The 14,615-nt window shown below is 72.4% G+C and carries 12 protein-coding genes; 3 read left to right on the top strand and 9 right to left on the bottom strand.

Features of this window, described 5'->3' with window-relative positions; all coding sequences use genetic code 11:
* Nucleotides 1-11 precede the first annotated feature (11 nt).
* From GXW83_RS17975 to GXW83_RS17985, 3 genes are read right to left on the bottom strand one after another with little or no spacing between them, the layout of a single operon-like run.
* The gene (locus GXW83_RS17975) at nt 12-1,508 is read right to left on the bottom strand and encodes an NAD(P)/FAD-dependent oxidoreductase (protein WP_182444054.1); all 1,497 of its coding nucleotides are present in this window, start codon (nt 1,506-1,508) and stop codon (nt 12-14) included.
* Entirely contained in the window at nt 1,492-1,803 is a 312-nt protein-coding gene (locus GXW83_RS17980) for a (2Fe-2S)-binding protein (RefSeq protein WP_182444055.1), read from the bottom strand. Before GXW83_RS17980 ends, GXW83_RS17975 begins: the two co-directional genes overlap by 17 nt.
* Nucleotides 1,800-2,972, bottom strand: coding sequence for an FAD-binding oxidoreductase (locus GXW83_RS17985; protein ID WP_182444056.1), 1,173 nt, complete (start codon nt 2,970-2,972; stop codon nt 1,800-1,802). The genes GXW83_RS17980 and GXW83_RS17985 overlap by 4 nt, the downstream gene beginning before the upstream one ends.
* A gap of 93 nt (nt 2,973-3,065) precedes the next feature.
* Between GXW83_RS17985 and GXW83_RS17990 the strand changes: the two genes are divergently transcribed.
* Complete coding sequence (locus GXW83_RS17990; RefSeq protein ID WP_225447072.1) at nt 3,066-3,464, top strand: PPOX class F420-dependent oxidoreductase; 399 nt, start codon at nt 3,066-3,068, stop codon at nt 3,462-3,464.
* Between the two features lie 48 nt (nt 3,465-3,512).
* Here the strand turns inward: GXW83_RS17990 and GXW83_RS17995 are convergent, their stop codons facing one another.
* The 5 genes from GXW83_RS17995 to GXW83_RS18015 form a co-directional block, all read right to left on the bottom strand.
* Nucleotides 3,513-3,812 (bottom strand): hypothetical protein, encoded by a 300-nt coding sequence (locus tag GXW83_RS17995; RefSeq protein ID WP_182444058.1) that lies wholly within the window; start codon nt 3,810-3,812, stop codon nt 3,513-3,515.
* Nucleotides 3,813-3,988: 176 nt separating this feature from the next.
* A complete protein-coding gene (locus GXW83_RS18000) occupies nt 3,989-5,428 on the bottom strand; it encodes an aminopeptidase P family protein (protein ID WP_225447073.1) in 1,440 nt (479 codons plus the stop codon).
* Nucleotides 5,429-5,511: 83 nt separating this feature from the next.
* Entirely contained in the window at nt 5,512-8,088 is a 2,577-nt protein-coding gene (locus GXW83_RS18005) for a collagenase (RefSeq protein ID WP_182444059.1), read from the bottom strand.
* Nucleotides 8,089-8,228: 140 nt separating this feature from the next.
* Nucleotides 8,229-9,185, bottom strand: a complete 957-nt coding sequence (locus tag GXW83_RS18010; protein ID WP_182444060.1) for a LysR family transcriptional regulator — start codon at nt 9,183-9,185, stop codon at nt 8,229-8,231.
* Between the two features lie 163 nt (nt 9,186-9,348).
* Complete coding sequence (locus tag GXW83_RS18015) at nt 9,349-10,365, bottom strand: LacI family DNA-binding transcriptional regulator (RefSeq protein WP_182444061.1); 1,017 nt, start codon at nt 10,363-10,365, stop codon at nt 9,349-9,351.
* A 235-nt stretch (nt 10,366-10,600) separates the two neighbouring features.
* Here GXW83_RS18015 and GXW83_RS18020 point away from each other — a divergent pair, with 235 nt between their 5' ends.
* Nucleotides 10,601-11,575: a glycoside hydrolase family 6 protein gene (locus GXW83_RS18020; RefSeq protein ID WP_182444062.1), complete on the top strand. Its 975-nt coding sequence runs from the start codon at nt 10,601-10,603 to the stop codon at nt 11,573-11,575.
* A gap of 138 nt (nt 11,576-11,713) precedes the next feature.
* Here the strand turns inward: GXW83_RS18020 and GXW83_RS18025 are convergent, their stop codons facing one another.
* Entirely contained in the window at nt 11,714-12,451 is a 738-nt protein-coding gene (locus GXW83_RS18025) for an SUMF1/EgtB/PvdO family nonheme iron enzyme (RefSeq protein ID WP_182444063.1), read from the bottom strand.
* A 415-nt stretch (nt 12,452-12,866) separates the two neighbouring features.
* Between GXW83_RS18025 and GXW83_RS18030 the strand changes: the two genes are divergently transcribed.
* Nucleotides 12,867-14,060: an NAD(P)/FAD-dependent oxidoreductase gene (locus tag GXW83_RS18030; protein ID WP_182444064.1), complete on the top strand. Its 1,194-nt coding sequence runs from the start codon at nt 12,867-12,869 to the stop codon at nt 14,058-14,060.
* Nucleotides 14,061-14,615: the final 555 nt, after the last annotated feature.

Consider the following 14,615-nt stretch of genomic DNA (forward strand, 5'->3'; position numbering starts at 1 on the left):
GAGGTGGGGTCTTACCGACAAAGGGGGGCGTGAGGTCCCCGAGCGCCCGGCTGGGTGGGGTCGTCGACGGCGGCGAGGACGCCCATGGGCACCGGGCACGACAGCGGGCGCGTGCCGGCCGGGTCGTCCCCGCCGGTCAGCCGGGCGACGGCCGGGCCGCACATCCGCCCCTGGCACCACCCCATCCCGGCCCGGGTGAGCAGTTTGACGGTGCGTGGGTCGCCCGCACCGAGTTCGTCCACGGCTTCCCTGACAGCCCCAACGGTGACCTCCTCACAGCGGCAGACCTCGGTGTCGGAGGTGAGCCAGTCCGCCCACCCCGCCCCCGGCCGATGCCGGTCGGCCATCAGTTCGGCGAACCGGCGCAACCGGTTCCGGCGGCGGACCAGCGTCCTGACCCGTCCCGCGCTGTCCGCCGACGCGGGCGCGGGCGCGGGCCGCCGCAGCGTCGCCGCGATCGAGGAGGCAGCCAACTCGCCCTCGATCATGGCGAGTTCGGCTCCGCCCACGCCGGTGGTCTCGCCTGCCGCCCACAGGCCCTCGACGGTGGTGCGCTGCTCGGCGTCCACCAGCAGGGCCGGGCTGCCGTCCGGCAGTGCGCGGATGCCGCAGCCGAGTTCGAGGGCGAGCTCCAGCTGGGGCAGCAGGCCGTGGCCGACGGCCAGCGCGTCGCAGGCGATCCGTCGGCCTGTTCCGGGCACGGGCCGCCAGTCGCGGTCGATCCTGGCGACCGTCACCGACTCGATCCGGTCCTGGCCGTGTGCGGCGACGACTGCGCTGCGGGTGCGGACGGCCACGCCGCGCCGCAGGAGCCGGGCGGCGTGCGCGGCGCCCTCCGCGAGCTTGCCGGGGTTGGCGGCGACCGTCCACGGATGCCGCGCGTACCCGGCGTAGCCGGTGGCCTCGACCAGCAGCGGCACCCTGGCTCCGGCGTCGGCCAGCGAGGCGGCCACCGCCAGCAGCAGCGGTCCGCTGCCGGCCACCACCACCCGACGTCCGGGCAGCACCAGGCCCGACTTGAGCATGGCCTGGGCGCCCCCGGCGCCGACCACACCGGGGAGGGTCCAGCCGGGAAAGGGGAGCTGGCGTTCGTGCGAGCCGGTGGCGCAGAGCACCGCGCGGGCGCGGACGGTACGGCTCGGCCGACCGTCCTCGCTGCTCACAGCGTGCAGTTCCCAAGCGTCGGCCGCCCCCGAAACGGACCAGACGTGGTACCCGGCGTAGTGCCGGACGCTGCCGTCCGCACGGTGGGCCTCCAGCCGGGCGACGAGGTCCGCGAACGCGCGCCACCCGTGGTGCAGCGCCTGCGGGCGGGAGGCCCGCAGGCCGGGCGCGGGCTGGCGGTAGAACTGGCCTCCGGGGAGCGCGCCGGCGTCCAGCAGGGCGCAGCTCAGGCCCAGTCCGGCCGCTGCGGCGGTGGCAGCGAGCCCCGCCGGGCCCGCGCCGACGACGGCGAGGTCGACGATCTCGGGGGTGCCCGCCGCCGCGGGCTCAGTGGGTGTCGGCATGCCCGGTTCCCTCCTGGGTGACCACGGTGCCGCCGGGTACGGCGGGGGCCAGGCAGGCACGCACATTGGCCCGTCCGTCCGCCGTCACCAGGCAGTCGAAGCAGACGCCCATCCCGCAGAAGGCCCCACGCGGACGACCGGCGTTCCGGGTGCGGCGCCAGCTCAGGCGCCCTCCGGCCCAGAGCGCGGCGGCGATGCTCTGTCCGGGCAGTGCGGTGACCGGTTCGCCGTCGAAGCTGAACTCGAAGGCCGGTCCGGGGTCGGCGCGGACCAGGGCAAGCGGATCGCGGCTCACGGGACCTCCTGCGTGGTCGGTGGGAATCGCTCGGGGCGGAAGGCCGAGGTGTCCATCTCCGCCGGTTCTCCGCAGAGCAGTTGGGTGAGCAGGAGCCCGGTGGCCGGGGCCAGCCCGATGCCGGCTCCCTCGTGGCCGCAGGCATGGAACAGCCCGGGCGCTCTGGGGTCCGGGCCTATCGCCGGAAGGTGGTCCGGCAGGTAGGGCCGGAACCCGTGGTACGCGCGAATCACCCGGACCCCGGCGAGCACCGGAAACAGCGCGACGGCCTGGGCTGCGAGTCTGCGCAGTACGGGCACGGCCGGGCCTCGGTCGAAGCCGACCCGCTCCCGGCTGGCGCCGACCAGTACCGGGCCGGCGCAGGTGCCCTCCACCACGGCCGAGCTCTGCAGGTCCGCGGAGCCGCTGACCACGTCGGCCACGTAGTCGGCGGCGTAGACCTTGTGCCGGACCAGGGGCGGCAGCGGTTCGGTCACCAGGATGAAGCCGCGCCTGGGCAGCACCGGCAGTTCCACTCCGGCGTGTGCCGCGACCCGGTCGCCCCAGGTACCGGCCGCGTTGACCACCGCGTGGCAGCCGAGTACCCCACTCCGGTCGGTGCGCACGCCCCGGACCCTGCCGTCCGAGGCGAGGAGCATTCCGGTGACCTCCGTGCCGAGGAGGAGTTCGGCGCCGGCGCGGCGGGCCGCGCGCAGCAGGTGCGCGGCGGCGAGAGCCGGCTGCACCTGGGCGTCCTGGGGGTAGAGCATGCCGCCCTCGAGCCCCTCGGCCAGATGCGGCTCCGCTTCGCGGAGGCGCTCGGCCGGGACCTCCTCGGTGCGGACCGTACGAGCCGCCTGCCGCGCCGCGAGCCCGCGCAGGGCACGCATCCCCTCCGCCGAGGAGGCCACCACCAGGCCGCCCTTGGGTTCGTATTCCAGGACCCCGGGGAACTCGGCCGCGAGGTCCTGCCACAGCCGCAGCGAGAGCAGGGCGAGGTCGAGTTCGGGGCCCGGCTGCTTGTCGGAGACCAGCAGGTTCCCCTCGCCCGCGCCGGTCGTGCCCCCGGCCACGTGCCCCCGGTCGACGAGAGCGACGGAGAGCCCGGCAGTGGCGGCGTAGTAGGCGCACGCCGCGCCCACCATCCCGGCACCGACGATGACGACGTCCCAGGTCCGATTCCGGCTCACGGCAGTACTATGTCACACAGCATCAGACGTGAACAGGGCTCCGGATGCGGTGGAGCGGCATCGCGGGGAGCCCGGGACGGTAGCGTCTACCGGGTGACCGCACTCGACCCGAGCACCCTCGACGCGCTGACCCGCGCCCGTTACATCAGCCTCACCACCTACCGCAGGGACGGCACGCCCGTGGCCACCCCGGTCTGGCACGTGGTGCAGGACGGCTTGCTCTACGTGTGGACCGAGGCCGGTTCCTGGAAGGTCAAGCGGCTGCGCCGGAACCCCGACGTCAAGGTCGTCGTCTGCGACATCCGCGGCCGGGTCGCGCCGGGCGCACCCGAAGCCGAGGGGACCGGCCGCCTCCTGGACGCGGAGGGCACCGCGAAGGTGCGCCGGCTGATGGGCCGCAAGTACCTCATGGCGCGTGTCGGCGACTGGTACTCCTCGCTCACCGGCCGTCGGCGCAGGCACCCGGTCGTGGCCCTGGAGATCACCTTCTGACCGGCCCGCCCGGCTGCGGCGGGCCGCCCCGGCGGCCCGGGGGCCGGCTCAGTGACGGAAGGACAGCAGGTAGCCGAGTTTCGGCGACCCGACGCCGGTCACGTCGTTGTAGCCGGGCCCGGCCTTCAGCGTGTAGTCGGTTCCGAGCGTGAACAGCCATCCCTGGCGGACGCCGCCGGTCACGCCGTTGTCGTACGCGACGGCCTTGGTGCTGCCGCCGGGATCGTCGGTGACGGTGTGGAAGGCCCGCGTGCCCAGGCTCCGGTAGCGGGCGCGGATCGCGGGGTCGGCGAAGCCGAGCGGCCGACCGGCGGCCTGCTGGGCGTCGGCCTGCACGCCGGCGAACAACCGGGCAGGCGATGCTGGTGCCGCCGTATCCCGGTTGGGTCATGGCTCTCCTTGTCTCCCGCGATCCGGGGCGGGCCCGGAGCGCGTGTCGCGCCGCCCTGCGCGGCGGGTGGCTGCGGCTCCCGGGCCCCGGGAGCCGTCGTGCGGTGGTGCCGTCGCCCCGGCGCGGCCCGGGGTCAGGCGAACGCGGCCAGCCAGTCCTCCACGGCCTCCGGGGAGCGGGGCAGCGCGGCCGAGAGCAGCTCGGCGCCCGAGGCGGTGATCACCAGGTCGTCCTCGATGCGCAGACCGATGCCGCGCAGTTCCGCGGGCAGGGTCAGGTCGTCGGGCTGGAAGTAGATGCCGGGTTCCACGGTGAGCACCTGGCCGACATCGAGCCGCGCGTCCAGGTACGTACTCGCGCGGGCCTGGCCGCAGTCGTGCACGTCCATGCCGAGCATGTGGCCGCTGGAGCAGAGGGTGTACCGACGGTACCGGCCGTCCTCCGAGGCCATGGCCTCGTCCACACCCGTTGTCACCACCCCCAGGTCGACCAGGCCGGCCACGGTGACCCGCATCGCCGCCAGGTGGAAGTCGCGGAACCTGGCCCCGGGCCGCAGCGCGGCGATGCCCGCGCTCTGCGCTTCGAAGGCGAGCTGGTACAGGTCCCGCTGCAACGGGCTGAAGGTTCCACTGATCGGCAGGGTCCTGGTGATGTCCGCGGTGTACAGGGAGTCCGTCTCGGCGCCGGCGTCGAGAAGCAGCATCTCGCCCGGCGTCACCGGCCCCTCGTTGCGCCACCAGTGCAGCGTGCAGGCGTTGCTCCCGGCCGCGGCGATGGCGTCGTAGCCCGGACCATTGCCCTCCAGGCGGGCGCGGTGTCCGAAGACGCCCTCGATCCAGCGCTCGCCGCGTGGATGCTTCGAGGCGTCCCCCAGGGCCCTGGCCACGTCCTCGAATCCGCGCACGGTGATGGCCACCGCCTCGCGCAACTGCTCCAGTTCCCAGGCGTCCTTGCGCAGCCGCAGCTCGGAGAGGGCCGCTGCCAGCTCCGGGTCCGGCTGCCCGGGCAGCAGTCCGTCCACGACCGCGTCCACCCCGCGCAGCAGCCGGGTGGGAACCCGGCCGCCCAGGGCGTCGGGCAGGCGGGCGAGGTCCTCGACCGGAACGCGCAGGGTCTGCCCGGCCTCCCCCAGGCTCCGGCGCCGCCCGACCCAGAACTCCCCGTGGACCCGGTCACGGAAGGCCTCGCCGTCACGTGGCGAGCGCGGCCGCAGGTAGAGCGTGGCCCTGCCGTCCGGGTCCAGGACGAGCACCCCGTCGGGGGTCTGGTCACCGGTCAGGTAGGTGTACGCGGTGTGCGGGCGGAAGCGGTAGTGCATGTCGTTGGAGCGGGTCTTCGCCCGCCCGGCCGGGATGACGACGCGCTCGCCGGGGAAGCGCTCGGCCAGCCGGGCGCGTCGGCCGGGGGTCAGCTCCGCCTCCGGGAGCGGGGCCGGATCCGGGAGCGGGCTCGGGGCCCACGCCCGGCCCATGAACTCGCTCAGCGCGGCTGAGACGGGCAGATCGTGGCTGCCCGTGGCGTCCGCCGCAGCGGGCTCACCGGGGCCGGCACCGGTGCCTGGGGCATGGTTCACGGCGTGCTCCTTCTCGCTCGGGAATCTCGACACCGGGCCCCGCGGTGTTCCCGGGGAACACCGCGGGGAGCCCGGTCGGGAGTTCAGTACTGCGTGGTGACGGTGACTCCGCTGAACGTGGTCTCGGCGTACAGGCTGAGGTACCGGTAGCCCGCGGTCGTGTTGGTGACGGTCAGGCTCTGGGCGGTCCCGGAGGCGGTCGACGCACTGGTGTACGCGGTCCTGGTGGCCCAGGTGCTGGGGTCGTAGTAGAGGTAGGCGGTCCCGGTGCCGCCGGAGGTGGTGACCTCCAGCGTGGTCGTACCGGCCGGGAGGTAGAGCCACAGGTAGTCCAGGTTCCCCGCGGCCTCGGCCTGGTTCGCCCGGGAGCAGTTCCGGTCCATCTGCTGCGGGTTCGCGTCCGAGCACGCGCCGACGCTGCTCACGGTGACGGGCTGGGAGCTGCTGGACGTCTGCCCGCTGCTGTCGGTCACGGTCAGCGTGACACTGTAGGTTCCGGCTGCGGTGTAGGTGTGCGACGGGTTCCGCGTGGTGGACGTCGCTCCGTCGCCGAAGGTCCAGGACCAGGCAGTGAGAGTGCCGTTGCCGGACTCGGTGGAGTGGTCGGTGAAGCCGGCCGTCAGTCCGGTGGTCGCCGCGCTGAAGGCGGCGGTCGGCGTCCCTGCGGCGCCGCCGGCGATGCCGTCGAGCCAGGTGTTGAAGTCGGCGTCGTAGCGGGTGCCGATGGTGTCGGTGTAGTAGTCGTACGCGGCGGTGTAGTTGCCGGCCCGCATGTCGGCGAGGATGGTCTGCAGGTCGGCGGGGTGTTCTCCGAGCATGTAGCGCACCGCCAGGTAGCTCCAGGGGAAGACCCGGTCGTCGTTGCTGTTGGCGTAGGTGGTCTGCCACAGCGTGCTCAGCGCGTAGGTGTGCTCACCGGCGTCGGTGACCGCGTCGGTGTCGGTGATGCCCCGGTAGCTGTAGGTGATGTATCCGGAGATGCCCTCGATCCACCAGATGTTGGGGACCGTCTCCATCTCCTCCCAGGTGCCCTGCGTGTCGTAGCGCGCATCGAGGAAGTGCGTGTACTCGTAGTTGAGGTTCCAGATGTTGTCGGTGTACCCGTCGGTGCTGGGGTCCTGGTACAGGATGGAGTAGTCCTGGTTCCCCGGCTGGGAGGGGGTGTTGTAGATGGTGATGCCGCCGTTGTCCGTGGTGACGCCGTAGATCACCGGGGCGTAGATCTGGTAGTCGAGGTCGCTGGCGAACACCACGATGTTGTCGGTGTCGTTGTACTGGCCGGGGATCGGGCCGCTGTCCTTGACCACGCTCTGGAAGTACGCGTCCTGGCCTGCCAGTTCGGCGCAGGCCGCGCTCAGCTGCGCGGAAGTCAGCGACTGCGCCAGGATGGTGATCTCCGCGCTGCACACGTGCGTGATCGGCAGCGCCGCCGCGGTGACCTGGGCCACCAGGTTGCAGACGCCGTAGTACGAGCAGTCGGCCGCGTCGAAGCCGTCGGCCTGCTGCGCGACGGACACCCACAGCGCCGCGGTCGGGCCGGAGGCCGACGAGGCGTGCAACAGGCCCAGCAGCAGCGGCCGCACCAGCGGCTGGAGCGCGGTGAACTGCACGTACGCGGCGAGGTCGTTGCCGGCGTCGGCGTCCATGAACGTGTTGTCACCGCCGAGCATGCCGGTGTGGGCGAGCGCGAAGGCGTCGAGCGCGTTGGCCATGCTCGGGTCCGCCGTCAGCGCGGCGACGAAGGCGGGGTTGTACTGCCCGCGCCACAGCGGGGTGTAGACGTCGTAGACGACCGCGTCCATGCTGTCGTACGCGTCCCACGAGCTGCTGTACGCGTTGAGTATCCGCTGGTAGACATCCAGGTAGTCGCCCTGGAGGTTGGCGCTGTCGGTGAGGATCACGGCGTCACCCAGGACGTCGCCGTTGGCCGAGGAGACGTCGGCGGTCCGCGGGTTGGCGAAGAAGCCGTCCAGGGCGTTCTGGACGTCCGTCGACAGGGTCGCGTCGTAGCTGCCGACGTCCGTCGGGTCGCCGTACTGGACGTAGTACCCGGCGCGCAGGTACAGGACGAGCTGCCAGATCCCGGCCGAGTCGTCCCCGGCGTAGCTCGACGCCAGGCTCTGGTAGGCCTGGGCAACGGAGATCATCTGGGATTCCTTGAACACCTGCTGCGCGTCGCTGCCGACCGTCGTGAACAGCGTGTTGATGCAGTCGGTGGTCGAGCTCTCGACGAAGGCGGCGAGCGCCGGGCCGGTCCGGCCGCCGAAGTCGGCGGGGGTGCAGGACTGCGCGGCGGCCTTCGTCGTCTTCGTCGCGCTCGTCTTCGTCGCGCTCGTCTTCGTCGCGGTCGTCCTCGTCGCGGTCGTCCTCGTCGCGGTCGGGGCGGGCCGGGACACCGTCGGACGCCGCGGCGGGAGTTGCGCGACGGTGAGCCGGCCGGTCTGGACGGCGGCCGCGTCGGTACCGCCGACGACGGCGCCTGCGGGCGCCGGCTCGGCCGGGCGGTGTGAGCCGGCGACAGGCCGGACGGCGGCCGACGAACCGGTCGCGGCCGTCGAACCGGTGGCGGCCAGGGCCGGAGCGGTCGACAGGCCTGTCAGCATGGCGAGTGTCACGATGCCTGCGGCCAGGAATCTGGGCAGGACGGAGCGATGGCGCATCACTGCTCCTTCGGGCGATGTGCGCTTCGCGCGTCGTGGGCGAAGCGTGTGACGCACCGTCTCACCGCGCGACCGCCCCGGACAATGCGGTCGGCCACAGCGATTGCCATGTACCCGCCACAACATCCATGGCACTGTCTTTACGGAAGCGTCCCGTGGTAGGTCCGCGCCGCCCACGCCTGGAAGTGGGGCGCCTTCGCTATCAGATCCCGGTAGGAGGCGCAGGCCGCGCCGTGCAGCGTCGCCGCGACCTCGTCACTGACGCTCTCCTTGCGCCAGGCCAGCAGATAGCGGCACCACAGGGGCGTGCCGATCAGGGGTTTGACGATGACGCCGGGGATCGGCCGGGTCGTCGCCTGGACCAGCGAGACGCCCAGTCCGTCGGCGATCATGTCCTGGAGCTGGAGCCGGTCGCCGAGGAACTCGTGCACCATGGCCGGAGTGAATCCCACGTCCTCGCACGCCGCGTAGAGGACGCCGGGCCACCCCGCGCCGTCGTCGGGGGTGATGAACCAGGAGTCCTCGGCCAGGTCCGCGAGCGCGACCTCGGTCCGGTGCTTCAGCCGGTGGCCTGCGGGCAGCGCCACGAAGGACGGCTCGGTGACGATCCCGCGGAGCTCCACGGAGTCGGCGTGGCGCAGTTCCTGGCCCGGGTAGTCGACGCCGATCGCCGCGTCGAGCCCGCCCGCCTCCAGGAGCTCGACGATCTGGGAGGACGCGTACACGCTGCTCACGGTCAGCACCAGCTCGGGCAGTTCGGCGCGCACCCGGCCGACCATGCCGGACAGGATGGGCGAGTTGGTCGCCGCCAGACGCAGCACCGGGCGCGGCGACGCGTCCTCGACCGCTCGGCGGCCCAGTCCCTCGGCGCGGGCCAGCACGTCGCGGGCCCGCGCGAGGACCTCGGCGCCGTACCGGGTCGGACGCACGCCCACGGTCTTGCGCTCGAACAGCGGCTCGCCGAAGTGGAGTTCGATCCGGTGCAGTTGCGTACTCATCGCCTGCTGCGAGGTCCCCAGCTCGGCCGCGGCCCGGCCCATGCTCCCCGCGTCCGCGATGGCGCACAGCGCACGTAGATGGCGAAGCTCCAGCTCCATCCTCACTCCCCTGCGTCCTGGCAGTGCCCGAGCGGTTCGTTGTGCATGGTAGCCAGAGAAGCGGGACGCGGGGAGCGCCGTGGCGGGCGATCTGGGCCCAGGGCCGGTCGAGGCCGGGAGGCCGTGGTCCGCGCGGTGGCGCCGCCGCAGGGCTCAACGCGGGTCAGGGCGCCGAGGCGCGGACGACCAGGTGGGTCGGCAGCAGCAGCGAGCTGGGCTGCTCGCCGGTCATGAGGGCAATCAGCATCCGGGCCATCTCCTGGCCCAGCGCCTGGACCGGCTGGTGGACGGTGGTGAGCGGGGGCTCGGTGGTTCGGGCGATCGGCAGGTCGTCGAAACCGACGACGGCGACGTCTTCGGGGACGCGGCGGCCCGCGGCCCGAAGCGTGCGCAGGGCCCCGGCCGCCATGTTGTCCGACTCGGCGAACACGGCGTCCAGGTCCGGGAAGCGTTCGAGCAGGTGGGCCATCGCCGTGGCGCCGCCTGCCTCGGTGAAGTCGGAGCAGGCGGTGCGGGTGGCGTCCAGGCCGGCCACGGCCATCGCCTCCTGGTAGCCGCTGTGGCGGGCCACGCCGGCCTGGGTGTCCAGTCGGCCGGTGATGGCGGCGATGCGCCGTCGCCCGGAGGCGATCAGGTGCTCGGTGGCTGCGCGCGCCCCGCCCCGGTTGTCCGCGTCGACGTACCAGTCGGGTTCGCCGTGCAGCGGCCTGCCGCCGACGACCACCGGCAGATCCAGGCTCTGCGCCAGGTGCTGGAGCGGGTCCTGCTCGCCGTGCAGGGCCAGCAGGAGCAGGCCGTCCGCGCGCCGGGAGCGCAGCACCCGTTCCAGCCGCTCGCGGCCGCGTTCCGAGTCGGCCAGCAGCAGCATCAGGACCAGGTCGGTGCGTTCGAGGGCGGCGTTGACGCCGACGATGATGTGGGCGAAGAAGGGGTCCGCGAAGAGGTGGGGGTCGTCGTGCGAGACAGCGAGCAGCACCGTCCCGCCCTGTGCGGTGGCCAGGGCGCGGGCGGAGGGGTTGGGCACGAAGCCGAGCGCGCGTACCGCCTGCGCCACCGCGTCACGGGCGCTGCGGCTGACGTGTGGCCCGTTGTTGATGGCGCGTGAGGCGACCGTGCGGGAGACGCCCGCGCGGGCGGCGACCTCGTCGAGCGTCGGATGGCGCTTTGCCTGTGCCGGCATCGGTCGGTGAGTTCCTGTCAGTTGCTTCTCGGTGGACCGGCATCGTACCGGCGAAGCACAACGACCGGAAAGGCTTCCAGAGATGTCACGGAATCTGCTCGCAGTCTTGACATGTATCCACGACAGGCTCAGCATCCTCAGCGTCGGGAGGGCCTGGAAGCGCTTCCATATGGGAGCGCTCCCACTCCCGTCCTGTCAGTGCACCGGTCCCCCGTGCCGAAGGAAGTGATCTCGCATGCCCCGTCGCCTGCGTACCCCCGCCGTGGTCAGCGCCGCCGGTCTGGCCGCCGCCGTCACCCTGCTCGCCGCCCCGGCCGCCCACGCCGCCGGCAACCCGTTCAGCTCGACCAACGGCTTCTACGTCAACCCCGACAACAGCGCCGCCGTCTGGGCTGCCGCCCATCCCACCGACGGACGGGAGGCGGCGATCGAGTCCGCCATCGCCACCAAGCCGGACGCGGTCTGGTTCACCGGCGGCGAGAGCGCCATCGGCACCTCGACCGGCGCGTACGTCGGGGCCGCGGCCTACTCCGACAAGCTTCCGGTGCTGGTCGCCTACGACATCCCCGACCGCGACGTGTGCGCCGGGCAGTCCAGCGGCGGGGCGTCCTCGGACGCCGCCTACGACACCTGGATCGGCGGCTTCGCCGGCGGCATCGCCTCCCGCCCGGCACTGGTGATCCTGGAGCCCGACGCGCTGGCCGACGAGAGCTGCATGACGGCGTCCCAGATCTCCGACCGGGACGGCCTGCTGAACAACGCGATCACCCAGTTCACCAACCAGTCCCCCAACACCTATGTCTACCTGGACGCCGGCAACCCCGGCTGGATACCCGCGGCGACCATGGCCTCCGAGCTCAACGCCGCCGGGCTGAACCGCGCCCACGGCTTCTCCCTCAATGTCTCCAACTTCTACACCGTGGCCCAGAACACCGCCTACGGAAACCAGATCAACGCCGACCTGCAGGCCTCCTACGGCTACACCAAGCCCTACGTCGTGGACACCAGCCGCGACGCCAACGGCTCCAACGGCCAGTGGTGCAACCCCCAGGGCCGCAAGCTCGGCGCCACCGACCAGCAGGGCGGCGGCGCCGAGGCGCTGCTCTGGATCAAGACCCCCGGCGAGTCCGACGGCGACTGCGGCACCAGCTCCGACCCCGCCGGCACCTTCGACCCGCAGGTCGCCTACGACCTGGTCTACGGCTACTGACACCCGCACCGGGCGGGCTGCGGCAAGGGCAGCCCGCCCGGCACCTGGCCGATGCCGACCCGACCGAAGCGGTCATCCTCCTGTCGGGCCGCCCCGTGTCGACGTCCCCTCTCTACTGACCCTCTCTACTGGGCCTCTCTACTGGGCCGGTGCAGCCAGCCGAAGCCCCACGCCGATCGTCGCCAGGTCTCTCTCGTAGGCGCCGTGCCGACGGGCGCAGCGGGCCAGGTCCCGGTCGTGGCGGAACGAGCCGCCTCGGGTGACGTGCGGATCGAATGCCCAGTCCTCGACTGCGGGCACCTCGGTGGGAGCGCCCGGGTAGGGGGCGTAGAGGGTGGAGGTCCACTCGTCGGCGTTGCCGGCCATGTCCAGCACACCGAAGGGGCTGGCGCCCGACGGGAATGATCCGACCGGCGTCGTGGTGCCGATGCCGAGGTCCACCAGATTGGCCAGGCCGGTGCGGTACCGGTCGCCCCAGGGGAACTCCCGGGCGTCGCCGCCACGGGCGGCGCGCTCCCACTCGTCCTCCGTGGGCAGCCGCACTCCAGGGTCGTCGAGCTGCTCCCCGAGCCACCGGCAGTAGGCCGTGGCCGCCCCCCAGGTGACTCCGACCACCGGGTGGTCCGCGGGCGCCTGTGGAATCGGCCTGTCGGTGGCCGCTGCGAAGAGCGTCCACTGGCCGACCGTGACCTGGGTGCGGGCGATGCGAAATGCCGGGAGGCGGATCTCCGCGCGCGGGGCCTCCTTCCTGTACCACTCCACCGGGACGCCGGTGTCGGCGTAGCGCAGCGCCACCTCCGCAACCTCGTCGGCCGACGTACCCCGTTGCAGCACTCCGGCCGGGACCTCGACCCAGTCCACCTGCTCCACCCGCATGGTCTCTCCTCAGCTCGATCGAACAGTCCTCATGATCGCCGTGATGGACAAGGCGCGTATCGGCCGGCAGTCCTGTCTCGACGGCGACCTTGGGACCGGCACCTCGCGGGTCGTACCGGGCTGGGTACGATCCGAGCCGGTGATGTGGCAGCCGCTGCAACGGGCCCACCGGGATGGGCAGCGGTCGCACCCACGGTGCGCCGGTGGCGGCGGCGATCTCGCAGGGCGTCGGCGCACCCGGGGCCGTCGCGGGGCATGCTAGGGTCACAGCCGTTGGATGGAATGCGCGAAAAACTCGCTCCAGAATGGTGTTTCTGAGCGGCACCCCTGTGCGGTGTCAGTTCCTCGGTGAGGAACCCGGTGCTTCCTTCGTTGTCATGAACGAAGGCAGAGGACTGTGCACTATCCGTATCGTGTGATCATCATTGGTGCTGGACTGGGCGGACTCGCGCTCGCCCATGGCCTGCAGGGGCAGGGCGCCGACGTCGCCGTCTACGAACGGGACGTCCATCCCGGTGCCCGCCCGCAGGGCTTCCGCATCCAGCTCGACGAGCCGGGCCTGACCGGTCTGCAGAACTGCCTGCCCGCCCCGCTGTTCGAGCTGTGCTTGGCGACCGCCGGCGCACCCCCCGCGAGAGTCTCGGTCCGCAACCGCCACCTGAACGTCCTGGCGGACAAGTCCGCAGCCGACAGTTCCGGTGCGGTCGGGTCCGCGGGCCCGTACGCGTTCAACCGGCCGACGCTGCGTCAGATCATGCTGTCGGGGCTGGGTGAGCACGTGCACTACGGCGCGAAACTGGTGTCCTACCAGCGCGAGGCAGACGGAAAGGTGACGGCGTGCTTCGCCGACGGCCGTACCGCGACCGCCGACCTTCTGGTCGGTGCGGACGGCGTCAACTCGGTCGTGCGCCGGTTCCTGCTGCCCGACGCCCGGGTCGAGGACGCCGGCCTGCGGCTGGTGTACGGCAAGATCCCGCTCGACGTGAGTGTCCGGGCCGGCCTCCCGGACTGGGTCTTCGACAGCATCTTCACCGTGGTCACCGGCGGCCCGGGCCACCCTCATCTGGGTCTGGGGCCGGTGGAGTTCAGCCGCCGGCCTGACCTGGCCGGCCTTGCCCGGAACCCGCCCGTGGAACTGTCCCCGGCCGGCGACTACCTCGCCTGCATGGTCGGCGCCCCGGCAGACCACCCCCGGATGCCCGCGTTCGAGGAACTGTGCGCGCTGGCCCCCGCGGCGTTGCGCGACCTCGCGCTCCACGTCATGGGCGAGGACTGGCACGATGATGTGCACCGCCTGCTGGGACTGTGGCACACGGACTCCCTGTTCCCGCTGCGGATCTCCACCGCCGCCCCGGTGGCGGCCTGGGAGTCCGGCCCGGTCACGCTGATCGGTGACGCGGTCCACGCGATGAGCCCGGTTCTCGCCATGGGCGCCAATACCGCTCTCCGCGACGCCGGCGAGCTCACCAGTACGCTCCGCGGAGCGACCGGCACGGCTGAGACGCTGATGGAGGGGGTCCGCACGTACGAGAGCCGCATGAGAGGCTACGCCTTCCCGATCGTGGCTGCCTCCCGGCAGACGGGCCGTCAGCGGGTCGGCCAGCTGTAGACCCACCGGTGGTGGTCCTCGACAGCGTCCGGGGGCCACCACCGGTGCGGTTGCTCACCTGAGGCGGCTACAACAAGAGGCTCGGCTGCCCATCACCAGCGCGCCCACAACCACCCGAACCTGTCCAGGACGCCCTCTCGGCTCGAACAGCAGCAGCCCTGATGGCGACTCGTCATTGGGCAGAGGCCCGTGCAGCCGGGTGTCCGGGCCGTGGGGCGGCATAAGCCGGATCTCGTCCCGTGTCGGCGCGGGCGAAAAGGGAGCAGCTCACGGCTGATGCCCGCGTTGCCCATCGCCCCTCCCGCCAGGAATTCGCGTGCGCTCGGGGTGGTCCGGTGCTCGATGTCGGACCAGCGTGCGCCGTCGTCGTCCGTTGTTGCTCGGGCCTCGAGGTCTGCGATCCGCGACCGGCCTTCGCGCAGTTCGGGCCTTCCGGCACTCGAAGTCCCCAACGGCAGACGGCAGAGGAGCAGCAGGGCGTGCAGCCCGCCGACGAACATCGAGGCGTCGCTGTGCACCGCGCGGACGGGCCGGTCGGGGCCGAACCGGCAAGGG

The sequence above is a fragment of the Streptacidiphilus sp. PB12-B1b genome (genome assembly GCF_014084125.1).
Lineage (GTDB): Bacteria > Actinomycetota > Actinomycetes > Streptomycetales > Streptomycetaceae > Streptacidiphilus.

Bases quoted from the DNA above. Each gene is read 5' to 3' on its own strand.
- GXW83_RS17975 (WP_182444054.1), bottom strand. From the start codon at position 1,508: ATGCCGACACCCACTGAGCCCGCGGCGGCGGGCACCCCCGAGATCGTC.
- GXW83_RS18025 (WP_182444063.1), bottom strand. From the start codon at position 12,451: ATGCGGGTGGAGCAGGTGGACTGGGTCGAGGTCCCGGCCGGAGTGCTG.
- GXW83_RS18020 (WP_182444062.1), top strand. From the start codon at position 10,601: ATGCCCCGTCGCCTGCGTACCCCCGCCGTGGTCAGCGCCGCCGGTCTG.
- GXW83_RS18005 (WP_182444059.1), bottom strand. From the start codon at position 8,088: ATGCGCCATCGCTCCGTCCTGCCCAGATTCCTGGCCGCAGGCATCGTG.
- GXW83_RS18010 (WP_182444060.1), bottom strand. From the start codon at position 9,185: ATGGAGCTGGAGCTTCGCCATCTACGTGCGCTGTGCGCCATCGCGGAC.
- GXW83_RS18015 (WP_182444061.1), bottom strand. From the start codon at position 10,365: ATGCCGGCACAGGCAAAGCGCCATCCGACGCTCGACGAGGTCGCCGCC.